Origin of the sequence: Alkalinema sp. FACHB-956 (assembly GCF_014697025.1) — a bacterium.
Lineage (GTDB): Bacteria > Cyanobacteriota > Cyanobacteriia > Leptolyngbyales > Leptolyngbyaceae > Alkalinema.
In genome coordinates this window covers 57923-83612 of the sequence record NZ_JACJRC010000023.1, presented here as the reverse complement: position 1 = coordinate 83612, position 25690 = coordinate 57923, and the positions used below count along the sequence as shown (strand labels likewise).

The window sequence follows — 25690 nt, the reverse complement described above, 5'->3', positions numbered from 1 at the left end:
TTGCAACCCATGACGATCCCCCTAAATCCCCCTTAAAAAGGGGGACTTTGAAAGAATTTGACTAAATTCCCCCCTTTTTAAGGGGGGCTAGGGGGGATCGGATCTGTAGCATTGATAAATCAATTTGATCTCAGTGAATTGAACTAATTACACGCATCAATCAACACAAGGCTTCAAATTATCGAACAACTTGGAGAACGGTTGAAAAAACGCCCGATTGTTGAGGATCCAGTCCCCGCCGCTCCGCTGCACCCGTCTTGGGACGGAAGCCACGGGTCAAATCACGGGTCAGATTGCGAGCAGATTCAACGACCGTATCATCAGACTCACCCGCAGAACGACTACCCTGATCGAAGGGCAGAACACTACGCCCAGAAATTCCCCGAGCTGCTGCAATTTGCTGTAAGCCGCGCAACATATCGCGTAGGGGGCGCGCACTCGTCACCACTACAATTTCAAAGAAACCAGGGGACTCTTCAATCTCGATCTCTGCTTTGGCTGTCTTGCCCTTCTCCACTAAAGCGGCTGACTCCGGTGAAGTCCAGTCAATGGGATGGAGAATCACCAGTTCCCCCGTATCCCCAATGGAGATCGCTGCCATGTAGATCGGGACTGACTCTTGATTGGTGACGTGAATTGTAAATTCCGATCCCGCTTTTAATGGTTTTGCAGGTTGACGGGTATGCAGCGATCGGGAATTTGCCTTAGCTAGAACTTGAATATCCTCACCTGTCTCCTTTTTCAGCGCCACATCCACCTTGAGCTGCGAGGTATTGCCATTCAGGACAGATTGCAGAAACTGACGGGCCAGTAATGACTTCAGTTGGGGACGCAGCCGATTGACAATGCTCTGGGGCGATTCATCCAACTTGCCGAAACTCCCCGCGATCGCCCCTTCCGTCGCCGTCAGCAAGCCAATACTCCCCGGTGGCTGACTGATAGTCATGCCCCTTGTAGAGGCTTCCTGGCGAATGTCTGCCGTCAGTGGCCCAATAATCACCCCACCACTGCTGAGCTTCTCCACCTCCACAATTTGGAGATTGGAGACTTTGGCCAGTTCCGCTTGCAGTTCCGCACGATTGGCAATGATCTCGGGGCTAAGGGCAACCTGAAGCGGACGATCGCTCGGGATCTGACGCAGTTTTTCCCGCAGAAGGCTACCAACCTGAGGTCGATCGCCCTGTTTCAGCACACCGTAGCCCACTAAGCCCGCTAACCCCGTTTGTTCAATTTCTCCAACCACTTTACCTTGGTTATCCAGCACACTAAATAGGCTACCGGGTTGGTAAGCTTCGAGGCTATTGGAAGAAACGCCCCCTAACCAAAATTCGATTGGCTGATTTTCCGTTACTTTTTCCGTTACTTTGGTGACAACCCCTTCCGCATTGGGACGATCGGCCTTGATTTGATAAACAGGTTGGGCATCAAACCGCTTTCCTGGCGCAACTTCCTTAATCGGTTCCTGGGGATTGTTAGAGTCCGCAGCTACCTCGCGGGTAATCAACGCCAACCGCCCAAAGGTATCCTGCAACGGTTCCGCTGTGGGATTTTGCCAGAGATAACGGGTGAGCAAATAGGTTAATGCCCCCGCATGGAATCCTGCAAATTTTGCATCGACGGCCAGTTGTTCTTTTTTGGCAGAGCCGATCGCGACCCCTTTCGCAATGCCTGCACGACGCAACTTAGTCAGCTCAGCTTCCGAAAGTCCCAGCTTTTCGCGTTGCCCCTTTTGGTAGGCTAATTCCTCACGGCTAGGGTTGGCGATCGGTTCATCCGATCGGCTCACCCGCAGGGCGCGTACTGTGCTGTTGCCTCGGGTTCCGCCTCCGGAATGGCAACTGTCGAGCACCATCGTAAAGGCATCGGTTTGGATCTGCTTACTCAGCAGGAAGATCGTCCGCCCCATGATGTCATTGCGATTGTCTAGCGAACAATCCATGGGGATTAATGTTCCATTGATGGGATTTTTAGGATCGATCGGGTGGGGATCGCGCATCAACCCCCCGTGGCCGGAGTAATGGAAGATGGCAATATCTCCCGGTTTAACCTGGGCAATTAAATGTTCTTCAAACGCACGCAGAATATTGGCGCGGGTTGGCTTTTCCGGCGTTTCATCGGTCAGTATCCGGATATTTTCCGGTGCAAAACCATAGCGATAGCGCAGTAAGTTGTACTGCATTGCCACATCACTCAAACAGCCCTGTAAGTTATTGATCTTGGGATCGGCATACTGATTAATCCCAATCAGGAGTGCATATTTGCGCCCGGTGGCTTGGGCCAGAACTTGATTATGGCGTTGGGCTTGGGCCAAGAAGTCCCATTGACTCAGACCAATGCTGGCCAGAGTCGCCCCAGAAAATTGCAGGAAATGACGGCGGCGGAGTTTGTTCATGGCTCTAGATCTAGGAAAATTAGGACATTAATCGGATTTTTACCAGAATTAGCATGAATTGATGGTGTGTAGATGTGTTTTAAGAATTCTTCAGTCAAGCAAGCTCAACTGAAGCGCGTTCAGGGTCTCTGATTAACCTCTCATTCTGAAGGGGGAAGAGGTTATGGAAAAACTATCGTGTTCTCTTTGTGTGCCTGTTGTCTCTAAACCAGGGAATCCCTCAAAGTAATCCCTCAAAAAGAGTAATCCCTCAAAAAGGCGAGGGATATTAGGGGCGATTCGGATCTATAACTATTAATAGAGTAATTTTTATAGGGTGATTTTCTATCTGTTACCCATGACTCATCTTCCTATGGATTGCAAGAAATATTACAGAACCTGCCACTAGTGATAACAATAGAAAATTGAACTACTTCATTCGTGCATCTGAGAACTGAATTATGTGGATTTCAACCCCATCCTCCAATCCATTCAATCGTGAATTGGCTATGACTGAAACATCAAGATATTCAAATTTATTGAACTCATCCTCTTCATTATTCGATCGCAATACAGTCTCTTCCCAATCTTCCTCTGCATTGTTAAATCATCGTGTTTTAGACAGCACGATAACTCCTGCCATCAGCTCTAATACTTCTGTCAGTGCAGACAAGACGACTGATGTGGTATATGGAGCCTTGAGCTATTGGGATGCGGTCAATCCCCTGCGGCGGAATGCCTATATGGATGACTATTACTTCACGAGTAAACAAGCGGGTCAGATAAGGTTTGATCTGGCTTCCAATAGTTTTGATACTTACTTACAAATTATTGATTTTCAGACGGGGCAGTTGATTGCTTGGGATGACGATTCAGGGCCAGGAACGGATTCTGAGATTGTTTTGAATTTTGAAGCCGGGACAATTCTAATTGTTCGGGTGACGAGTTATGCCACCTATGCCACAGGACGCTACAGCATCACTGCCGAAATTAACGATCGTCCGAATCCTCCATCGAGTCGTCTTCCCTTCAGTCCTGTTGCTGGGTATGGTGTGGTGGATGCTGGGGCTGCGGTTGCTAGTTCGATCGGCCAGTCTCCCTTCCCAGAGGTGTCTAACTTAGGTGGAGTGGCTTGGGGGGAAGATTTAGTGAATGCACCGGAGGCTTGGGCTCGTGGTTATACGGGACAGAATGTGGTGGTTGCGGTCATTGATACCGGAGTTGATTATACCCATCCCGATCTAGAGAACAACATTTGGTATAACTCCAGTGAAATATTTGGTAATGGAATTGATGACGATCGTAATGGCTATATCGATGATGTAATGGGTTGGGATTTTGTGAATGGGGACAACAGTCCGATGGATGAGGATAATCATGGCACCCATGTTGCAGGAACGATCGCAGCGGCGAATAATGGATTTGGTGTAACGGGGGTCGCGTACAATGCAAGAATCATGCCGATTAGAGTTTTGGATCAGAATGGGCAAGGGGCATCTGATGTAGTGGCTCTAGGCATTCGTTATGCAGCCAATAACCGAGCCAATGTCATTAATCTCAGTTTGGGCGGATCGTACTCTCAAGCAATCATTGATGCAATTCAGTATGCAACGCAGTTAGGTTCGATCGTGATTATGTCTGCGGGGAATGATGCGGCTTCCCAACCGGGCTATCCCGCAGCGATCGCGACTCAGGTAGGCATTGCCGTCGGCGCGATCGATCAGAATTTGAATCTGGGAGATTTTTCCAACTTGGCTGGGACTGATCCGAGTATGGCCTATGTGGTTGCACCGGGTGTAAATGTGTATTCCACGGTTCCAGGTGGACGGTACGCTGCATTTAATGGAACTTCCATGGCGGCTCCCCATGTGTCGGGGGTGGCGGCATTGATGCTGAGCGCTAATCCAAATTTGACTCCAGCACAGGTACGGCAGATTATCATTGATACCGCCGATCGGGGAAATGGGCAGCTCACATGAGGTTGCGGTGCAGGGTTATACCAAATTGATTTATCAATGCTACAGATTCGATCCCCCCTAGCCCCCCTTAAAAAGGGGGGAATTTAGTCAAATTCTTTCAAAGTCCCCCTTTTTAAGGGGGATTTAGGGGGATCGTCATGGGTTGCAATCACAGGTTGATTTGGTATTAGAATGCGTTGGCAATGGGCGATCGACCAGTGTTTACCAATGATTTTGAGATTTGGAAAAGTCCTGATTCGGCTTGGGAGCTTGAGGTAAATTGGGGATAAATGCTCGCTATTTTAGCGTTGGAGCATTAGGGCAATTAGGGGCGCGATCGTCTGTGCTTGACACTTTGAAATCTCAGACGATCGCGCTACAAAAGTTAATACCTGTGTACGGTTGACGGGAAGAACGATCGCCGCTACATTGCTATAGTTAAGCAGCACGAGAACCTTTCATCCTTGCTGCTGATACGCCCAAAAAACTAGCGCGATCGCAATGAGATTAGGCCCTCAGAACGATCGCTAAGCCCCCAAGCTGATAACCCCAGCATGGTTGCCTGGATTGCATTTTAGCACCCCAAGCCGCCCTGTTTCGCCATGTCAGAAAACGGGGCGGCTAGCTTTTTTGGGTTTTCCTCGTCCATTAACTTCACATTTTGGAGGAAAACCTATGACCCGCTATACCAAGAAAATCAAGCTACAACTGAGCGGTGAAGCCGATGCTGTCGAAGCCGCGATCGGCATTTTGCACGTTATCAACTTCATTAGCGCCCACGAATGGAGTCAAACCGTCCGTAAACGGGGCGAACCCACCGTCGTGCGCGTCGCAGCTCGGGAGATTATGTTAGAAGGCTAATCTTCGATCTATAAAGCTCGATTCCCCTAAATCCCCCTTTTTAAGGGGGACTTTAAAGAAATTGGGTCAAATTCTCCTTTTTTTCTAGGGTTAGCCGCGCGTAGTACAGCGGCTAGGGGGGATCGGATCTGTAGCATTGATCCATCAATTTGGGTTCACTCGGCTTCACCGATGAGGGTGAAGGCGGCCCAGTCTTTTGGGTTGGAATGTGTCTTCATGGTTTTGAGCATGGCTTGGCGGAGGGCTTGGGCTTTGTTGGGGTTGGTTTGGAGGGTTTGGTAGAAGTGGGTCATGAGGTTGGCGGTGGGGGAGTCGGGGACGGACCAGAGGGAAACGACGACGCTGGGGACTCCGGCGGTAATGAAGGCGCGGGATAGGCCAATGACGCCGTCGCCGGTGATGGTGCCTTGGCCGGTGTTGCAGGCGCTGAGGACGACGAGGTCGGCGCTGAGTTTGAGGTCGAAGATTTCGGCGGTGGTGAGGAGGCCATCGTTGGGGGTGCCGTTGTTGTCGGGGGCGAGGGCGATCGCGCCGGGGAGGCCGATGCCTTTGAAGTCATCGAGGAGGCCGTGGGTGGCAAAGTGGATGTGGCGGGCTTGGGGGAGTTGGGGGAGGAGGGTGGATTTGCGGGCTTGGGAGCCGGTTTGGGCTTGGGTGTTGAGGAGTTGGGCGATCGCTTCGGCTTCGCGTTTGGCTCCGGGGAGGTTGGGGAGTTGGGTGGGACGTTCTCCGGAGATCGTTCGGACGGTGGGCATGATGGGATTGCCGATGATGAGGCTGCGGTTGGGGGTGGGGTGGGCGGTTTGTTTTTGTTTTTGTTGGCGGGTGAGGTCGAGGACTTGGATGGAGGGGGCGGTGCGGAGGGTGTGGTGTTCGATGAGGTATTGGCCGTTGCGGTCTTGGAGGGCGGGGAAGGGGACGAGGAAAAGTTCTTCTTGGGGGATGAAGATGATTTGGTCATTGGGGTTTTTAGGGAGGAGGTCGGCGATCGGTTCGATCAGGAGTTGGTGCAGTTGTTGGAGGTTTTGTTTTTGGCGATCGGGATTGAGCGTTGAGGGCAGTAGGGCAACGAAGTCTTCACCACGGCTACGAACCCCGATCGCATCGCGGCTGGTGGTGACAAGATCGGCAAGTTTGGTGTTTTGAGTTTGCCAGAGGGGTTTGAGATCGACTTGGCGGAAGGCGATCGTGCCATTGGGTTGGATTACCCAAATGTAGATGGCAGATTCTTGGTTTTGATCTTTGCCATTGATTTTAAATTTGTCGTAAATGATGGAATATTCCACTAACGTTGCATTTTGAGCTTGAGCAATTTGCTGGAGTTGAGTCAGATCGGGTGCTTGGATGACAGCATTGTTGTTTTGCGATCGTAAGCGTTCGATTAGGGCTTTGGTTCGTCCCCATTCTGAGATAACGAGTGCCGCTTCTGGCTGGTTCTGGGCAATCAAAATCTTCTGGAGAGTTCGGTAGCTGCGGGCTTGGTTCTCAAATAAAGAAATTTTGTTATTTTCAGATAACCCATCTAACCGAATGGTTTCATAGATGTGAATCGATCGGCGAAGGGACTGTTCTGCTTGAGAGAACTGACGAGTTTTAAATTGGGTCACGCCTAGATTATTGAGTGTATTTGCCTCACCATTGAGGTCTTTGACTTGGCGGAAAATCGGTAACACTTCGTTGTATGCAGTGATGGCTTCTTCATAGCGAGAAAGAGAAGCGTAGGCAATTCCTCGATTCATGAGTGCCTTTGCCTCACCATTGCGGTCTTTGACTTGGCGGAGAATGGGTAACGCTTCGTTGTATGCTGTGATGGCTTCTTCGTAGCGAGAAAGAGCATCGTAGGCAAGTCCTCGATTCATGAGTGCCCCTGCCTCACTGTTGCGGTCTTTGACTTGGCGGAAAATTGGTAACGCTTCGTTGTATGCTGTGATGGCTTCTTCATAGCGAGAAAGAGCATCGTAGGCAAGTCCTCGATTCATGAGTGCCCCTGCCTCACTGTTGCGGTCTTTGACTTGGCGGAGAATGGGTAACGCTTCGTTGTATGCTGTGATGGCTTCTTCGTAGCGAGAAAGAGAGTAGTAGGCAACTCCTCGATTCATGAGTGCTAATGCCTCACTGTTGTGGTCTTTGACTTGGCGGAGAATGGGTAACGCTTCGTTGTATGCTGTGATGGCTTCTTCATAGCGAGAAAGAGAAGCGTAGGCATTTCCTAGATTATTGAGTGCCTTTGCCTCACCATTGCGGTCTTTGACTTGGCGGAAAATTGGTAACGCTTCGTTGTATGCAGTGATGGCTTCTTCGTAGCGAGAAAGAGAAGCGTAGGCATTTCCTCGATTCATGAGTGCCTTTGCCTCACCATTGCGGTCTTTGACTTGGCGGAGAATGGGTAACGCTTCGTTGTATGCTGTGATGGCTTCTTCATAGCGAGAAAGAGAATAGTAGGCAATTCCTCGATTCATGAGTGCTAATGCCTCACTGTTGTGGTCTTTGACTTGGCGGAGAATGGGTAACGCTTCGTTGTATGCGGTGATGGCTTCTTCATAGCGAGAAAGAGAATAGTAGGCAAGTCCTCGATTCATGAGTGCTAATGCCTCACTGTTGCGGTCTTTGACTTGGCGGAGAATGGGTAACGCTTCGTTGTATGCGGTGATGGCTTCTTCATAGCGAGAAAGAGCAGCGTAGGCATTTCCTCGATTCATGAGTGCTAATGCCTCACTGTTGTGGTCTTTGACTTGGCGGAAAATCGGTAACGCTTCGTTGTATGCGGTGATGGCTTCTTCATAGCGAGAAAGAGAACGGTAGGCAACTCCTCGATTCATGAGTGCCTTTGCTTCACCATTGCGGTCTTTGACTTGGCGGAGAATGGGTAACGCTTCGTTGTATGCGGTGATGGCTTTTTCATAGCGAGAAAGAGCAGCGTAGGCACTTCCTTGATTCATGAGTGCAATTGCCTCACCATTACGGTCTTTGACTTGTTGGAAAATTGCTAACGCTTTGTTGTATGCGGTGATGGCTTCTTCATAGCGAGAAAGAGCATAGTAGGCACTTCCTCGATTCATGAGTGCATTTGCCTCACTGTTAAGGTTTGTGACTTGTTGAAAAATTGCTAACGCTTTGTTGTATTCAGTGATTGCTTCTTCGTAGCGAGAAAGAGCATAGTAGGCACTTCCTCGATTCATGAGTGCTTTTGCCTCACCATTACGGTCTTTGACTTGTTGGAAAATGGGTAACGCTTCGTTGTATGCAGTGATTGCTTCTTCATAGCGAGAAAGAGAACGATTGGCATTTCCTAGATTATTGAGTGCCTTTGCCTCACCAGTACGGTCTTTGAGTTGGCGGAGAATCGGTAAGGCTTTGTTGTATGCGGTGATTGCTTCTTCATAGCGAGAAAGAGAATCATAGGCAAGTCCTAAATTATGGAGTGCCTTTGCCTCACCATTGCGGTCTTTGACTTGGCGGAAAATTGGTAACGCTTCGTTGTATGCAGTGATTGCTTCTTCATAGCGAGAAAGAGAACGGTAGGCAATTCCTCGATTATTGATTGCATTTGCCTCACCTTGCCGATCGCCAATCTCCCGATAAATTTTCAAGGCAGCATTCCAGGAAACGATCGCTTCCTCATACTGATTGCTTTGATATTGTTGAATTCCCTGTTGTAATAATCGTTCAGCTTCGCTGGCTCGAAGAGCATTGGCCTCAGCCTTCCGTTCATCCACGGTTTGCACTTGCGCAACAGCCCCAGGCATCCCCACCCCTTCCAGCACCAATCCCCCCGAAACCAGCACCAACGGCAACACCAACCGCAACACCCTCAAGCCCATAACCCACCCTCCAAACCGTCATACACTGCTTTCCTCATCTCATTCTGCAATCCCAGACCCTATGAAAATTCTTCCCCATACAAAAATTGATACTTCTCAAAGCTTAGGGATTAGTAGTACAATTCAACTATGAGCTTTGATACCCTATGAGCTTCGATACCACCTGTCGGCGACTCGCCGAACAATTCTCCCTAGACTTCGCCAACTGGCTCCTCGGCCAATCGATCGAACTCACCGAACTGAGTCCCACAGAACTCTCCCTCGAACCCATCCGTGCCGATGCCCTCATCCTCCGGCAAGCCGATAACATCGTCCTCCACGCCGAATTCCAAACCCAACCCGACCCTGATATCCCCTTTCGGCTGCTCGACTATCGCATCCGAGTGCATCGCCGCTTCCCCAGCAAACCCATGCACCAAGTCGTCATTTACCTCAGACGGACAACCTCTGAGCAAGTCTTAATCAACACCTTCAACCTAGAACGAACACGCCACGAATTTGATGTCATTCGCCTCTGGGAACAACCTCCCAGCCTTTTCCTCCAATCCCCCGGCCTCCTCCCCTTCGCAGCCCTAGCCCAAACCCCTGATCCCGCCCAGGTTTTGCAACAAGCCGCCCAAGCGATCGATCGTGTCCCCGATCCCCAACGTCAAGCCGAACTGGCCGCCTCAGCCTTCGTTCTTGCTGGTTTAGTATTAGAACAGAGCATTATCCAACAAATCATTCGGAGAGATGTTATGCAAGAATCTGTAACCTATCAAGCCATCAAGCAAGAAGGCCATCAAGAAGGTCGTCAAGAAGGTCGTCAAGAAGGTCGTCAAGAAACTTTACAAGAGATTGCCAAAAATTTATTGCGTGAGGGCATGGCCCTAGAAGTCATTGCCCGCACCACAGGACTTTCCCTAGAAACCCTTCAGCAACTTCAACGATCGCTGACCCTCTAGTTCAGCTCACCCAGAATCATCCCTTGACCTGGACGATCGTGGATAGCACTCCTAACTGGTTCATATCCACAATCCTGCGCTCAGGCAACGCCGGACGTGCCCCCGCCCGTTGACTAATCTCATCGATTTCCATCAACATATCCGTAGCAACCTCGATCGACCGATCATCTTTTAATCCGATCGGTTTACCTCGATGCGCTTCACCCCGTTGATCAGCAATCTCTTTCACGGCTTTCAATAATTTATTCAAAGGCCGACGACTAGCAATCACCAATAACTCAAATACAGTTGCAAATTTCAGCTCAAACGCATATTTCAATAATTTTTCACTCGTTGGCGCGACCAAAGCTTCATCGATCGGAGCATCGATCGCATAGGGATAGGCTACCGACAGACTGCCATCGCGGAAAATCACCATCATAGCCATGTACAGCGGTACCGCTTCCTGATTGCGCAATCTGACTTGGACGATCGTGCCCCGATTGAACTTCGGAGACACAACCACCGCCGCTGGATTCGTCGCGATCGCGCTTTGGCTCATCACCGTTTGGGCTGGGCCGATCGGACGAGTCGTCATTTCCTTGGGATCGACGATTTCCGCAGGTACTAAATCAACACTAATCTTCATCGTCGAGGCATCGCCCATCATCGTTTTAAGCAACTGTTTAGCTTGCAGCGTTTTCAGGCGGCGACGCAATTGATCGAGCATGGTTTCAACGGTGTCATTGGGGTCGCCCAGTGCACCGGGTAACGGCTCCAAGGCTGGCGTGAGTAGACACCATTGCCCCTTTTGCGATCGTTGAGCTATGCTGCGCGGAGTGGGACTGTCCAAGTTTTCCACGCGCCCGACGATGTAATGGAGTTCTTGCTGTTCTGCGATCGGGACCACTGCAACCTTCGCCATCTCCAACAAGCCCTGTTGGATAATTGGCAAAGCCTCACCCAGGGAAGCATCAAGCCCAATTTTGAGAGTCAAATGATCGGGAATGCCCCGCACTTTTTCCCGCAGCAGCATTCCCACCTGCAACTGTGTTGGAGCCTGAAGGGTCGAACTGGGGATCAGTTTTCCATAGCCGACTAAGCCCGATCGATGGGTTTGTTGAATTTCACCTAGGATATTACCTCGGCGATCGAGGATGTTGAAAACCGCTGTCTCGTATGCCTGGAGACAATCAGGAGCAGCCCCGCCCAACCAGAATTGCACTTGATCGCCCTTGGGCGGCAGATGAATTACCCCCTCGGCAGCGGGCAAAGCACTGGGTGTAAAGAAAATGGGTTTCCGGCCATTGCCGCTGTTGGGAGCGACTTTGTAAACGGGGGCCTGGTCAGGATTATTGGAACTGAGAATGCTACTGAGAACCAGTTGGGAAAACACAGAATCCAGCGATCGCGCTCCTGTAGATTGCCAGAGATAACGAGTGAATAAATAGGTAAATGCCCCAGCAGTAAAGTCATTCTGGGACAGTTCGAGGGCTTCTGGATTGACCACATCTGCCAGTTTGTCAAAGCTGGCGGCTCCCATGGCAACGCCTTTAGCGATTCCTTGTTTACGACGATTCTGGAGTTCTGCATCGCCCCAGCCGATCGCGGTTTGGAGTCGGCTTTGTAATTCCGCTTCAGCGCCAATGACGTGAGGCAATTGATCGCCACTACTCATACGGGAATCCAGCGATCGCACCCGTGAGTTCCCCCGCAGTCCCCCTTCCGAGTGACAGCTATCCAAAATCATCACAACGTTATTCGTTTTCAGTTGGCTGCTGAGCAAAAACAGCGTCTTCCCCATGATTTGCCGAACTTGCTGCGGATTGTTGGTTTGCCAATCGACGGGAACGATCGTGCCATTTAGGCCAATGCCATTCCGAATCAGTTCAGGAATGGCTTGGCGATCGCGCACACGGGAACCATGCCCAGAAAAATGGAAAACGACCAGATCGCCGGGTTGGGCTTGATGAATTAAATGCTGTTGGAATGCAGTGATGATGTTGTTGTAGGTGGCGTTGCGATCGCGGAGTTCGACAATGTCGTTGGGAGTAAACCCATAGCGATGAATTAACAGTTCCCGCTGCAGATCAACGTCGGTGTTGCAACCCTTGAGGGGATCGATATCGTAGCTATCAATGCCAACAAGGAGGGCATATTTGCGGGGGCTGGGTTGGGCGAGGAGGTTGGCAGCTTGGGTAAAGGAGTCTAGCTGGCTCAGGGCGATCGTGCTGAGGGCAGAGCTCGTGAATTGCAGGAAATGACGACGAGTTAGCATAGGAGAATTCGGGAGGAAGTTTTATAAGCCATTGCCGATGAGGATGAAGGGTGCCCAGTAGTAGGGGTGGGTATAGCTGCTGGGTTGGGAGAAGAGCGATCGGACGGTGTCTGGAATAATCGCTTCAAAGTCTCCTCGGGGTAGGTTGGCAGCTACGGTGGGATTCAGTTTACCACCAATGAAATCTTGCTGTACGGCTTGCATTGCAGCAACTTTACTTTTACCGTTGGCTAAATGGGCGTAGAACTGTTGCATTAAAAGGGCAGTGCTGCTATCGGAGACTTTCCACAGGGATGCCAAAACTGCTTTGGCTTTGCTGTCATCGCCAATGAAGTAGGAACTCAATCCAGCGATTTCTGCACCGCCGCCTTTGCCCGTTTCGCAGGCGGAGAGGACAACGAGGTGAATGTCTTCCAGGTGGCGGAGGGTGGCGATGTCGGGAATGGCGTAGGGGGTACCGTTGCCTAGGAGGAAGTAGGAGGATTTGGGCTGACTGGGTTTGAATTCGGCGTGGGTGGCGATGTGGATAATTTTGTAGCCGCTGAGGTTATCTTCTAGGGCGTTACGATCGAAGGCTTGATTTAAAAAGATTTGGCCAGGGAAGAGGCCGGTTTGATCTTGGGGACTGGTTTTGATGATGTTATGCAGTTCTTTGGGGACGTTGGGGAGGGCGGAGAAGGGGGTGTGGGCCTCTGAGAGGCCGAAGCCGAGGGTAGGAGATGCTTTGGGGAGGGTGTCGCGGGTGTCGGTTTTGCTGGCGGCGAGGATGCTGGAGGTGGCGAAGCGTTGGATGAGGTATTGCTGACCGTCGTGGAGTGCGCCGATCGGGATGTAGCTGGTGACGCGATCGGGAACTAAGATGAGATGCTGGATTCCGTTGGTGGTGAGTTCGGGTTCGAGGGGTTTGATCAGGCAGTTGTAGAGTTCTTTGCCGATGGCTTTGAGTTGGCTTTCGTCGCCTCTTTGGCTGAGGAGGGTATTAAATGCGGTGACTTTTTGGCTGAGGGCGACTTCACCGAGGTTGCAGGTGGCGTTTTTGCTGAAGACCCCGCCTTTGCTAGACCAGAGGATGCGGGTTTTGTCTTGGAGGACGAGGGGATAGATGAGAATGGAGTTGGGATGGGCCTGGACGATGCGTTGGGCACTTTTCTGAAAGTCATCGGTGGCAGTTTTGAGGCTGTTTTGTTGCTCTTCTTGGAGTTGTTGTTTGAGGGTATCGACGAAGGCTAGGAATTCTTTGGAGAGGGATTGGTATTGGGTTTTAAGTTCGTTGTATTGGGTACAGCGTTGTTGGGGCCGATCGCATTCATAGAATTGATTGCCAAAGGCGATCAACGTTGTGTGTTTATTTTTGATCTCGGTTTCGTGGGTGGTGAGTTCAATATCACGGATGGTTTGGGGGCTGCGGGTACTGCGGGTAAATTCGTTAATTTCTTGGATTTTTAAGCGTTCTAAAACCTGTTGTGCTTCGCCAATGCGACCTTGGGTAATCAGTAAGTCAGCTAAGGCCCGATAGGTATCGGCAACGGATTGGGTATAGGATTCTTGTACATCTTGGGGCAGTTTTTGAATGCCTGCACGAATGGTTTCTTGAACATTGACCGATTGCTTATAGAAGACGATCGCGAGTTCGGGTTGATTTTGAAGATTGAGCAAATAGCCAATATTACTGAGGGTGAGGGATTCACCGGGACGATCGCCGGTTTGCTGGTGAATGGCCAATGCTTGCTGAAAGAGTTCTAAGGCTTGGGCAGGCTGGGCAGCACGGGCCACTGTAACCCCCATGTAGTTCAGCACATTCCCCTGTTCGGCTTTATTGCCGATCGATCGATAAATTTTAAGTGCCTGTTGATAGAATTCCAGCGCTTCAGGATACTTGCCCTGAGTGTAATGTAGCTGACCTAATTTTGTCAGTTCACGTGCTTCATCTTTCCGCTCACCTGTTTTTCTAGCCTCAGCGAGGTCATTCAATGTTTCCTCGATTCTTTCAGCAATCTTGCTAGTATGCTGTTTCTCAATTTCTGGGGATGCCAATCTGCCAGCAGTTGCTAAGAGCGTCTGATACCACTCTAACTGCTCAACGTTTTTTGAAATATTACTCTTATTGGCTATTGTAGATAGTTCTTGAAAAATTTCTGATAGAGGTGCTTTCTTTCCAAGTTTCCGGTAGGCTATGGCTAGATAACCGCGAGCTGCAAAAATTCCTCCTTTATCTTTCGCCTCTTGTGCGAGGATTAGTGCTTCTTGATATTGGGGAATCGCTTCGGCATAGCGACCTAAGGCAACATACACCTGCCCCATTTGCATCAGTAGTGCAGCCCTCCGTGATTTGTAATTAAGTTTTTTATACAGGACTAAAGCTTGTTGATAGGCTTCGAGGGCTTTAGTATATTCTGTCTGTTCCTGGTAGATATCGCCAATCTTTTTGAGAACGTTGGCTACAATACCTTTCTTCTTTTCAATTTGAGCGAGCTTGAGCGCTTGCTGATAGTTTTCTAAAGCTTTGGGATACTGCGCCAAAATTTTATAGATATCACCTAATTGATCGAGTGCTGTTGCTTCAGCAACGGACGCAGCAACCGTATCAGGTGAGATCATGAGTGCCCGTTGATAGAAGGCGATCGCTTGGTCGTACTGCTTCAGTTCTTTATAAACGATTCCCAAATTCACAAATGCTAAATATTGCCCCGAGGGATCATCATTGGCTTCAAAGATTGTTAATGCTTGCTGATGCAGATCTTTGGCTTGGTCGTAGCGATTTAACTCAAGTTGTAGTTTTCCCATCTCCATTAATGTCATACCAACCTTCTTAGATTGTTTCTGCACTTGATAGATTGTGACTAATTGCTGGTAGATTTCTATAGCTTTGTCGCGATGCTTCGATGATTGGAGCAAATCTGCCATCTTTGTGAGGACTTCGATTTGCTCCGTTGGATTGGGATGATTTTTGACTAAGGCGATCGCTTGTTGATAGGCTTCAGTCGATTTTTGGGGTTGCTTGGCTCGTTCGTAAAATGCCATTAATCCCAACCAAGCCCCCGTTTGGGTTGTAAGGTCATTTGTAGTTTGGCCATTCACCAAAAGTTTTTGAAATGCTTCGATCAATTGAGTAATTTTCTCTTGTTTCTCATAGAGACGAACTAACTCTCCTAAAGCTTGCTTTTCTTGTTTTAAATCATTGTTCTCACGACTGATCTGAGCAGCTTGCTGAAATACTTCGATCGCCTTATCGTTTTGGGATAGTCCTTGGTAAGCCTTTCCTAAGCTCAGTAATGCCTTGACTTCCCCCTTGCGGTCTTGCAACTGACGATAGATGCCCAATGCCTGCTCAAAAAGTTGCCGTGCTGCGTCAAACTGTTTCTTCTCAACTTGTTGAAGTCCCTGCCGCACAAGTAGATTGGCCTTGGTTTTCTGGCTTTTTGGCGATTGCTGTACCTCCGTTGCCTGGGCTGTCTGACCCATGGGTTCGATCGCGGCTGGAACGATCGGAGCCATAACCGCCAAAACCAGAGAAATCCAAAGATGCGATCGCAAGGGCAACATTTGACCATTCTCCACGGGAATTAAACCAACATCAACATATCATTCTGAGCGATCGGAGCTTATGGAGATTGCCAAAATTTCAGATTTAGCCCCAAAATCGATCGGCTATAATATCAATTTAATCAGCTAACAAAGATCTAGTTCCCTATGAACCTCTCCACAGAACTTCAAGAAGCCCTTAACCAATGGGCCGCAATCCAAGGCATTTCCCCCGATGACCTGCTCCAACAAGCTGTCACTGAAAAACTAAATAGTCTCCAACGGCCCCCTCAATCTATAGAAGCAGCCCCTGCCACAGAACCATCAAGTCGTCTACGCCGTAAAAATGGAATTCTAATCCTTGAAACCGACTCTAATCCATCTATAGACATTAATGCTTGGATTGAAGAACTGAGAGAAGAACGTATTCGGGATCAAATGGGACTGTGAAAATTTTGTACGATACGTCAGTCGTTTTTGCTGCACTAATCTCAAGTCATCCTAGCCATCATGCTTGCTTCCCAGAACTTAATATGGCTAGATCGAGACAAGTTCAAGGATTTATTTCAACCCATAGCCTTGCAGAATTATATTCGATTAGCACCCGCTACCCAATTCAGCCCAAAGTTTCACCCCAAGAAGCATCTGCATTGATTGCAGACATGATTAGCTATTTGGAACCTGTAACATTAACACCTGAGATTTATCAGGCTGCGATCGCTCAGATGGTTGCACTTAATCTTCCGGGTGGCGGTATCTTTGATACCTTAATCGCTCAAGCAGCTTTATCGATCAATGCAGATCAGCTACTCACACTCAACCCCAAACACTTTACTCGAATTAGTAGTAGCATTGCCAATTTGGTAAGAGTTCCCGCTTAAAGATTCACAATTTACAACCTGTACCGTCTACCGCAACTCTTGCGCGATCGTGAAACTCTCCCCAAGCCTAGCACCTTCACCTACAGTACCTGCACGTCCCCAGCCGTTCGCCTCAAACCTTTGATCTCCAGCTCATTTCCCAAAAATCTGAAAATTCTTGCATAGGGTTTTAAACCTAAGAATGAGAGGAATGTGTAGGCAAAAACAAGCCTACTGGAATCCAATTCCCATGCAAGAAAACATATCAGGAGACAGACAATGACAACCATTCAACAAACCGAAATCAGCACGATCGAATATGTCGGTGCAAATGGTGCAGGATTTAGCATTGTAGAAAGTTCGGATTCGGGCATTGTCGAACTAGAAGATGATGAACTCGACACAGCGGGAGGAGGCGCTATGCGTTTTTCCAATGCTAACTTTAACCGGAGTCGCACCGCAATGAGCGGGACCACCTTTGCAGGCCCCGACGGTGCAGGTTCCACCTTCGACCTGAAAACCGAAGATATTAGCTCCTCGTCCACGGACTTCATGATGGATTAACGCCTGCGATCGATATCCTCAAGTTCATAAACTCACCACATCCAACAAAGTCACCAGCGGCTTCGGCTGCTGGGACTTTCCTTCCTCTAACCTCCTGTCTCTACTCACCATGATGCCTTCCCAAAATCATGACAATCCAACCGATTTAGCCCTCGCAGACTCCCTAGAAACCTCCTTGGAGATCGAAGAACTGGCCGATGACGACCTCGATGACATTGTTGGGGCCTGTGGACAGAGACGTTCCCTAGGATGGCGTAGACGGGGTGGCCTCCGTGCGTCCCAAGCGAGCTTCTCCAAACGCAGCCTCAGTATCTCCGGCCAAACGATCGTCAAACCGGATGGCACTTCCATTACCTCTTTCTCGATGCAACTGGAAGAAATCAACAGCCAAGCCAGCGAAGTCATCGATTTTGGCTAAGAAATCCCCATTCCCCTGCCCCCTGCACCATGACAGATATTCTGCTTCAAACCCTCAGCAGTCAGGACATCCATTGGCTGCAAACCGTGGGTCAACCCCACCAACTCCAAGCCCACGACATCCTCAGCGATCGGGAATCTTTTCAGGACAATGCCTACGTGCTTTTGGAAGGCAAACTCGCCCTTTATGCCACCACGATCGAGCAAAACACGATCGAGCATAGCGCTAGAACCCAGAGTACCCAACCCCTGACCCAACTGGCGAGCGGTGAATTGTTAGGGTTTTTATCCGCTCAAGATAGCGGCTATCGCCCCATCACCCTTCAAGCCCTCGATCGGGCGTCACTGCTGGCCATTCCCCAAGCTAAACTCCAACAAAAACTCCAAGACGATCCCAGCTTCGCAGCCCATCTCTACCAAGCCCAAGCACGACTCTTAGCCCGACGGCTCAACCGCTTAAAAAAACAATTAAATACCCCCGCTGCCTTGGCCAATCAACCCCAACGGGAATCCGTTACCATCTTTTCGATCCTTGAAGATAGTGATTTAGATTGGCTCATCACAGTGGGTACAGTGCAATTACTACCAGCGAATACGAATCTGATTCAAAAAGCACAACCGATCGATGCCCTACACATTCTCCTAGACGGCACCCTAGCCTTGGGCCTCAGCACAGATTCGCGATCGTCCTTACTGACAGCATTTAGCTTACTCTCGACCGTAGATTCCACCGATCGATTTACAGAATTTGCGCGACTGTCTCGGGGGGATTTCATTGGTGAAACGGCTTTGGTCAATGCCTATCCCAGTGATCTAACCGTTAGAGCGCTACGGGAATCCAAAGTCCTCTCCATTCCCCGCTGGCGACTCTCGGCCAAACTTCACCATGATGTGGAATTCGCCAGTCGCTTTTACCATATGCTAACCATCATCCTGACCCACCAGCAAACAATCCTGTTGCAACACCTCGGCCATGGAAACAGCCTGGATGAATCTGACCCAGCCCCCGACGGTGAATTCTTAAACAAAGTCGCCCTCGCCGAAGCACGATTTGACTGGATGCTAAAGCGAATCCAAACCGAATTGGGAACAGGAAAGGAAATCCAATGGTAAGTCTAAAGCAAAAACGTAAAATTTTCCGCGAAGAAGCCCTCGAACAAGCCAATTCTCCAGAACAACTCGATCGACTAATTCAAGTCACTAGCCCGCGCCGTTGGCTATCCCTGGCAGCCTTTGCAATTTTAGTCAGTTCCGGCACCCTCTGGAGCATTGTCGCTAAAATTCCCACGACCGTCACAGGCAAGGGCATCTTAATCTATCCCAGTACCGTTCTTGCAGCCCAGTCTACAACTTCTGGCCAGATTTTAGAAGTCAAGGTTAAGCCCGGAGAGACGGTCAAAAAAGGTCAAATTCTCGCCACGATCGATCAATCCGATCTGAAACAAGAATTGCAACTGGCGCAACTCCAACTAGAGGATCTCAAACGCCAAGATCGAGATGCCGCCTTTATTCAGCTTCAACGGGAACGCTTTGACCAAATTGCTGCTGACCAGGAACGCCAAAGTTTGCAAAAGAACCTGGAAACCACGCGATCGATGAATCCCGTATTGCGCGATCGGGGCTTGGATTCCATTCAGCGGGAACGGGTGGCCCTGCAACAACAAGTTCAAACCCTGCGAGCCACCCTCGCGCCTGCCAAACAGCGCTGGCAACGGCGTCAGGAACTCTTCGATCAATACCGCTTGATTACGGAAGATGTCGTTGTCCAAGCCCAACAGGAATACGAAAAGACCCAATCCCAAATTGACCAATTGGAAGTCCAACTGAAACAACTGGATAGCAAAGAAGCCGAAGCTCAACAACAGGAACTCGATCGGCTCAATCAAATCAACGAAACCCAAGCCAAAATTGATGCCTTAGATGCCCAAAAAGTTAGCAAAGTTGAAGGTGATTTTAGTGCTGCTACGGGTCGAAAAAAAGAAATTCAAGAAACGGAACGGAAAATTGCTCAACTAACAACGCAATTACAAAAAAGTCGAGAAATCCTCAGTCCCTCCGATGGCACTTTAATGGAAGTGGTGGTCAAGGCAGGCCAGCATGTGGAACCCGGTGCCAGCATTGGCAGCATTTCCGTGCGAGAAAACGGTGAAACACTGCAAAGCTTAATTTTCCTCGATCCCGCCGATGGCAAAAAAGTGGAAGCGGCGGCCCAACGTGCCCAGGCGCAAAACCGCGACAAATTGGAAGTCAAAGTGACGCCCACCACCGTCAAAGCTGAAGAATACGGGGGCATTATCGGTCGAGTGGAGAAAGTGTCGCCCTTGGCCGTGACCCAGGCCGGAGCTGCCAGTTTGGTAGGCCATCCAGACATGCTCAAAGGCGTGATGGCGGAGGAGGCCCAGATGGCCATCTTCGCGTCCCTGGAATGCCAATCAGCGCCGCCCCAGGGCACTGACTGTCCGCAATATCGTTGGTCAGGGTCCCAAGGCCCCGGCCAGTCCCTCACACCGGGAACCACAACGATCGTCCGCATCACGATCGAAGAACGTCCTCCCATTAGCTACGTTTTACCCTTCTTGAAAAATCTGATTGGCATCCAGTCATGATGTTGAGTCCTTCCCTTTTCCCAACCCTCGCGCCCCTTGCTACCCTGACCCAGTTTTGCCAGCAAAAATACCAAACCCTGCTCAAGCGATTGCGGGTGCGGCGACGCACGCCCACGATTTTACAAATGGAAGCGGTGGAATGTGGTGCAGCGTCCCTGGCCATGATTTTGGCTTACTTTGGCAGACGGGTACCCCTGGCTGAACTGCGGGTGGCCTGTGGCGTTTCCCGCGATGGCAGCAAAGCCCCAAATCTGCTGAAAGCGGCTCGGAATTATCAACTCCAGGCTAAGGGCCTAAAAGTTCAACTCAATGCCCTACAAAAGCTGGAACCGCCTTACATTGTCTATTGGAATTTCAATCACTTCCTCGTGGTGGAAGGGTTCTACCAAAAAAAAGTGTTTCTGAACGATCCGGCCATGGGGCCTAGAACCGTGTCCCTAGAGGAATTTAACGAAAGTTTTACGGGCGTTGTCCTGACCTTTGCGCCCAGTGATTCATTTCAAAAAGGCGGTGTTAAACCCAATATTTTCCGTGCCCTGTGGCAACGATTGAAAGGATCGATCGCGCCCCTGATGTTTGGTCTGTTGATTGGTCTGTTGTTAGTCGTTGTTGGTTTAGTCACTTCTAGCTTTTCCCAAATTTTTATTGATCAAATCTTAGTCAATCAGCGATCGGAATGGTTACCGTCGTTGTTGTTAGTCATGTTTATTACAGCGGGAGTGACGGGGTTGCTGACCCGTTTGCAATTGCAAAATCTGCGGCGGATGAAAGTCAAGCTGGCCATGGTGATGTCAGGGCAGTTTATTCAGCATTTACTTCAGTTACCTGTGGGGTTCTATGCCCAACGGTTTTCCGGTGAAATCAGTAGTCGCATTCAGTTGAACGATCGACTGGCCTCTCTACTGTCTGGGCAATTAGCCACGACGCTAATTTCGGCAGTGATGGTGATTTTCTATGGAATAGCGATGTGGTTATATGATGCTGAACTGACAAAAATTGGATTTGCATTTGTATTGATTAATTTAATTGTCCTGCAATGGGTGGGGCGATTACGATCGGATAATAATACGCGGTTGATGCAGGAACAGGGCAAGGTCAGCGGAACGGCGATCGCGGGTTTGCAAAGCATTGAAACCCTGAAAGCGTCGGGCCTGGAATCCGACTTTTTTACCCGGTGGGCGGGCTACTATGCCAAATCGCTGAACGCTCAGCAGGAAATTGATAGTTTAAACCAATGGCTGGGAGCATTACCTACCTTGCTCTCGTCGCTCAGTTCCATGCTGTTGCTAATTTTCGGTGGAATGCGCGTCATGGATGGGGTGATTACGATCGGGAAATTAATTGCCTTTCAATCGTTAATTCAGCAATTTATGCAACCCGTTGGGCAACTGCTGCAACTTAGCCAGGATATCCAAGAACTGGAAGGCACCATGGCGCGGCTGGATGATGTCCTGAATAATCCCCTCGATCCGGCCTTGCAAGCGCCCCCCATGGCGAATTTTGCAGCGCCCAAATTGGCGGGATACCTTGAACTGAAAAACGTCACCTTTGGCTATAATCGCGCCAGTGAGCCGTTAATCGAGAACTTTAATCTCTGCCTCAAACCAGGGCAGCGAGTGGCGCTGGTGGGTGGCAGTGGGTCGGGCAAGTCCACGATCGGTAATTTGGTCAGCGGTCTGTATCAACCGTGGTCTGGGGAAATTTGTTTCGATGGCCAGCCTCGGCAGCAGATTCCTCGGGAAGTGTTGGTTAATTCGATCGCGATGGTGCAGCAGGATGTTTTGCTGATTTCTGGAACGGTTCGCGATAATCTGACGCTGTGGAACACGACCATTCCCGATGCGGCGTTAATCCGTGCCTGTCAAGATGCCGCGATTCATGATGTGGTGCTTGCGATGACGGGGGGCTACCATGCGGATTTATTGGAAGGGGCGAGTAATTTGAGTGGTGGGCAGCGGCAGCGCTTAGAAATTGCGCGGGCTTTGGTGAATAACCCGTCTATTTTAATTTTGGACGAAGCAACCAGTGCCTTGGATTCAGAAACCGAAAAAATCATCGACTATAACCTGCGTCTGCGGGGCTGTACTTGTTTAATGGTGGCGCACCGTCTCAGCACGATCCGGGACTGCGACGAAATTATTGTTCTGGAACGGGGCAAGGTGGTGCAGCGCGGAACCCACGATCAACTGCGTCAAGTGCAGGGCCATTATCTCGAATTAATCCGCAGTGAAGGCGATGCCCTAGAGGAGGAATAATCATGTCACCAGTGTCTCACCAGTTACAAACTCGTGGTATTCGATCGATTCAGGATACCGTTCATCTTAAGGTACTCAAAAGTAACACTGCCGTATTGTTGAATCGTTTATTAGAAGAGTCATCTAGTCAATCATCTAATCAATCATCTAGTCAATCTGATACCCTCTGGCAAGTCCGATCGGGATCGTTAGCGCTTTTCAGCATTCCCGTGGAACAGGGCATCCCTAAGGGTAGACGACGGTGTTTGTTTACGGTGAAAGCGGGGGAGCTTTTGATCCCAAGTCATGGACTCGCCAATGCTGAAAAGGTTAACTCCATAACGGATTACCAAATTCTAGTTGTAGCGGCGGAAGAAACAATTCTGCAACCGCTTTCGATCGCAGAATTCTGTGATTGGATGATTGCGGAACCCCTCGTTGCGATCGCGAAGCTGGAAAACTGGGTATACCATTTGGGACTGACATTGGCGGGAATTTTGCCCCAGACTGCATCAACTCAGATCAGTTCCTGTGGTGTGCTCGATCGTGGGGAAGTGTTTCAGCCAGGACAGGGTCGGATGACTTGGACGCAAATTCTGCAAGGGCAGGTGCATCTGGTGGGATTTGCCGGGTTAACGGTGACGGCTCAGCAGGGGCGGTTGCCACTCAATACCCATCTTTGGCTACAGGCGCAAACGGTGGTCGAGGTGGATATTCAGCCTCCGGTTGAAATCCAAAAACCCCAAACCTTTATCCAGGGAGTCCAAACCTTACAAGCGCTGGTTCTGCAAGCACTCCAGACTCTGGATCAACAAGCTGAACAGCAGGAAAGGCAACGCTTAGGATTGCAGCAGCAGGCCGATCGACAAATTCAAGTAGCAATGCTGCAACAAATGCAATCGGTATTTCAGCCAGCCCAGCGATCCCAGCTACGCGATCGCTGGCAGTTACCCAGCACGCCTGCACAAACTGAAGCCGATGCCCTAGTGATGGCCGCTGGCGCAGTGGGACGGGTGCTGGGGGTGACGATCGTGCCGCCAGCCGCTTCGGAAGATTTACGGCGGGTTCCCGATTTGCTGGATGCGATCGCGCGGGCTTCCCACATTCGGATTCGGCGGGTGGTGTTGCGGGATGACTGGTGGAAGAAGGATTGTGGGGCGTTGCTGGCCTACCGGGCAGAGGACGATCGACCCGTGGCGCTGATTCCCCAGTCGGAACATCGCTACGCATTCTTTGATCCGATGACGCAACAATGGGACACCTGCGATCGGGCGATTGCGCAGCAACTGTCCCCCACGGCTTATACGTTCTATCGACCTTTTCCGGCTGTCATTACGCCCATGGCTCTCCTGAAATTTGCAGTACTGGGCCATCGCAAGGAACTCATCACCCTGATTTTGACGGGAGTAGCGGCCACGCTGGTGGGAATGCTGATGCCCTATGCGACGGGGTTACTGATTGATCAAGTCATTCCCGATCGGAATCGCGATTTGTTGTGGCAGATGGGCTATGGGCTGTTGGCAACGGCGTTAGGGGCAGCATTGTTTCAATTAACCCAAGGTTTTGCAATCCTGCGCCTAGAGAGCTATGCCGATGCTTCTACCCAGTCGGCGGTGTGGGATCGGCTGTTGAAGTTGCCTGTTTCGTTTTTCCGGCAATATTCCGTCGGAGATTTGAGTGCTCGGGTTTCGACGATTACGCAAATTCGTCAGAAACTGAGTACGACGATGTTGAAGAGTTTGTTTTCCAGTCTATTTTCGTTGCTGAATTTGGGATTGCTGTTTTCCTATAGTGCTTCTTTGGCTCTGATTGCATTGGTTGTGGCATTGATTAATATTGCAGTAACCGTGACAGCGGGTGTACTGACGCTGAAGAAAACCCGTCCTTTGCTAAATGAGCAAGGTAAGTTATTTGGAATTATGCTCCAAATTGTTAATGGCGTTGCTAAATTCCGGTTAGCAGGGGCAGAAAATCGTGCCTTTGCCCATTGGGGACAGCAATATTCCCATCAGCTTAAATTGATGATGGCAACTCAAGGGATTGAGGATAACTTAACGGTTATCAATAAATTTCTGGCAACGTTAACGCCAGCGGTGTTATTTGCCTTTGCAACGATGGCATTACAGCAATCCCAAGGGCACGGCAGTGAGTTTACGACGGGGAAGTTTCTTGCGTTTAATACAGCTTTTGGAACGTTTATCACCGGGGCAACGAGTCTGAGCACGATCGTGATTGATATCCTAGAAACGATTCCCATTTGGGAGCGGACGCAGCCCATCTTGCAGGGGGTGCCGGAGGTGGATACGGACAAGTCCGATCCGGGGCGGTTAACCGGGGCGCTGGCGGTGGAACATGCAATGTTTCGTTACCGAGCCGATGGGAATTTGATTTTGAATGATGTCAGTATTCAGGCGGAACCGGGGGAATTTATTGCGTTGGTGGGGCCATCGGGGAGTGGAAAATCAACGCTATTGCGATTGTTGTTGGGATTTGATGTTCCGGAGTCTGGCACGGTTTATTATGACGGGCAAGATTTGGCGGGATTGAATGTGGCGGCGGTGCGACGACAAATGGGCGTAGTGTTGCAAAATAGTCGGTTGATGTCGGCCTCGATTTTTGAAAATATTGCCAGTGGTGCGTTGATCACGATGGATGAAGCGTGGGAAGCGGCGCGGATGGCGGGGTTTGATGGGGATGTGGCAGCGATGCCGATGGGAATGCATACGGTGGTGAGTGAAGGGGGCAGTAATCTTTCTGGGGGACAGCGGCAGCGGTTGATGATTGCGAGAGCGTTGGCGTTGCGGCCTCGAATTCTGTTTTTTGATGAAGCAACGAGTGCGTTGGATAATAAAACCCAGGCGATCGTCAGTGAAAGTCTCGATCGTTTGAAGGTGACGCGGGTGGTTGTGGCGCACCGTTTGAGTACGATTCGCAATGCCGATCGCATTTATGTGTTGCAAGCGGGGCAGGTGGTTGAGCAGGGGAGTTTTGAGCAGTTGGCTCAGCAGGGGGGTGTATTCAGTCAATTAATTCAACGGCAACGGCTGTAGTCTGAGAGATCGAAATCAGCCTGTGGATGTGATCTGAGCACAAATGCCCTTCCACGATCCGCCATGCTTTCTGCCACGCGAACTCGTGAAATAGCTCTTCCGTGAAACCTTGTAACCACGCCCATCTCAATCATGGCCGATCCAGGGGGTACCAGGGATCCCCATCATCCCCAAAAGTAGCAACCCACAGCCCCCTTTAGGCGCTCACCCGTCTCCCAAGGGGGC

Annotated in this window: 17 protein-coding genes; 11 read left to right on the top strand and 6 right to left on the bottom strand. The window is 50.0% G+C overall.

Annotated features, from left to right (window positions below; all coding sequences use genetic code 11):
• Positions 1-178: 178 nt before the first annotated feature.
• A complete protein-coding gene (locus tag H6G21_RS19865) occupies positions 179-2392 on the bottom strand; it encodes a caspase family protein (protein ID WP_190575154.1) in 2214 nt (737 codons plus the stop codon).
• 488 nt (positions 2393-2880) lie between these two features.
• On the opposite strand from H6G21_RS19865, the gene H6G21_RS19860 reads away from it, so the two are divergent.
• Positions 2881-4350: a S8 family peptidase gene (locus H6G21_RS19860; RefSeq protein ID WP_190575153.1), complete on the top strand. Its 1470-nt coding sequence runs from the start codon at positions 2881-2883 to the stop codon at positions 4348-4350.
• 281 nt (positions 4351-4631) lie between these two features.
• On the opposite strand, the gene H6G21_RS19855 is transcribed toward H6G21_RS19860, so the two are convergent.
• Positions 4632-4778 carry a hypothetical protein gene (locus H6G21_RS19855; protein ID WP_190575152.1) on the bottom strand — a complete coding sequence of 49 codons (147 nt, stop codon included), beginning with the start codon at positions 4776-4778 and terminating at the stop codon, positions 4632-4634.
• Between the two features lie 226 nt (positions 4779-5004).
• On the opposite strand from H6G21_RS19855, the gene H6G21_RS19850 reads away from it, so the two are divergent.
• Positions 5005-5190, top strand: a complete 186-nt coding sequence (locus tag H6G21_RS19850) for a hypothetical protein (protein ID WP_190574038.1) — start codon at positions 5005-5007, stop codon at positions 5188-5190.
• Between the two features lie 155 nt (positions 5191-5345).
• Here H6G21_RS19850 and H6G21_RS19845 read toward each other — a convergent pair whose 3' ends face one another.
• A complete protein-coding gene (locus H6G21_RS19845; protein ID WP_190575151.1) occupies positions 5346-9011 on the bottom strand; it encodes a CHAT domain-containing protein in 3666 nt (1221 codons plus the stop codon).
• A gap of 146 nt (positions 9012-9157) precedes the next feature.
• Here H6G21_RS19845 and H6G21_RS19840 point away from each other — a divergent pair, with 146 nt between their 5' ends.
• Entirely contained in the window at positions 9158-9955 is a 798-nt protein-coding gene (locus H6G21_RS19840) for an Rpn family recombination-promoting nuclease/putative transposase (RefSeq protein WP_190575150.1), read from the top strand.
• Positions 9956-9971: 16 nt separating this feature from the next.
• Here the strand turns inward: H6G21_RS19840 and H6G21_RS19835 are convergent, their stop codons facing one another.
• Both H6G21_RS19835 and H6G21_RS19830 read right to left on the bottom strand, forming a co-directional pair.
• Positions 9972-12212 (bottom strand): caspase family protein, encoded by a 2241-nt coding sequence (locus H6G21_RS19835; RefSeq protein ID WP_190575149.1) that lies wholly within the window; start codon positions 12210-12212, stop codon positions 9972-9974.
• 21 nt (positions 12213-12233) lie between these two features.
• Complete coding sequence (locus H6G21_RS19830; RefSeq protein WP_190575148.1) at positions 12234-15755, bottom strand: tetratricopeptide repeat protein; 3522 nt, start codon at positions 15753-15755, stop codon at positions 12234-12236.
• A 147-nt stretch (positions 15756-15902) separates the two neighbouring features.
• On the opposite strand from H6G21_RS19830, the gene H6G21_RS19825 reads away from it, so the two are divergent.
• The 8 genes from H6G21_RS19825 to H6G21_RS19790 all read left to right on the top strand — a co-directional run bounded on the left by H6G21_RS19825 (position 15903) and on the right by H6G21_RS19790 (position 25465).
• Positions 15903-16184, top strand: a complete 282-nt coding sequence (locus H6G21_RS19825; protein WP_190575147.1) for a hypothetical protein — start codon at positions 15903-15905, stop codon at positions 16182-16184.
• Complete coding sequence (locus H6G21_RS19820; RefSeq protein ID WP_190575146.1) at positions 16181-16615, top strand: PIN domain-containing protein; 435 nt, start codon at positions 16181-16183, stop codon at positions 16613-16615. Before H6G21_RS19825 ends, H6G21_RS19820 begins: the two co-directional genes overlap by 4 nt.
• 258 nt (positions 16616-16873) lie before the next feature.
• Entirely contained in the window at positions 16874-17158 is a 285-nt protein-coding gene (locus tag H6G21_RS19815; RefSeq protein WP_190575145.1) for a CTB family bacteriocin, read from the top strand.
• 109 nt (positions 17159-17267) lie between these two features.
• Positions 17268-17576 (top strand): hypothetical protein, encoded by a 309-nt coding sequence (locus H6G21_RS19810; protein ID WP_190575144.1) that lies wholly within the window; start codon positions 17268-17270, stop codon positions 17574-17576.
• 29 nt (positions 17577-17605) lie between these two features.
• Positions 17606-18688: a cyclic nucleotide-binding domain-containing protein gene (locus H6G21_RS19805; RefSeq protein WP_190575143.1), complete on the top strand. Its 1083-nt coding sequence runs from the start codon at positions 17606-17608 to the stop codon at positions 18686-18688.
• Complete coding sequence (locus H6G21_RS19800) at positions 18682-20181, top strand: NHLP bacteriocin system secretion protein (protein ID WP_190575142.1); 1500 nt, start codon at positions 18682-18684, stop codon at positions 20179-20181. The genes H6G21_RS19805 and H6G21_RS19800 overlap by 7 nt, the downstream gene beginning before the upstream one ends.
• Positions 20181-22436, top strand: a complete 2256-nt coding sequence (locus tag H6G21_RS19795; RefSeq protein ID WP_190575158.1) for an NHLP family bacteriocin export ABC transporter peptidase/permease/ATPase subunit — start codon at positions 20181-20183, stop codon at positions 22434-22436. The genes H6G21_RS19800 and H6G21_RS19795 overlap by 1 nt, the downstream gene beginning before the upstream one ends.
• 2 nt (positions 22437-22438) lie before the next feature.
• Positions 22439-25465: an NHLP bacteriocin export ABC transporter permease/ATPase subunit gene (locus H6G21_RS19790; RefSeq protein WP_190575141.1), complete on the top strand. Its 3027-nt coding sequence runs from the start codon at positions 22439-22441 to the stop codon at positions 25463-25465.
• Here the strand turns inward: H6G21_RS19790 and H6G21_RS26325 are convergent.
• On the bottom strand, positions 25434-25520 hold the full coding sequence (locus H6G21_RS26325) for a hypothetical protein (protein WP_347278045.1): 87 nt from the start codon (positions 25518-25520) through the stop codon (positions 25434-25436). The two genes, H6G21_RS19790 and H6G21_RS26325, sit on opposite strands and share 32 nt — an antisense overlap.
• Positions 25521-25690 lie beyond the last annotated feature (170 nt).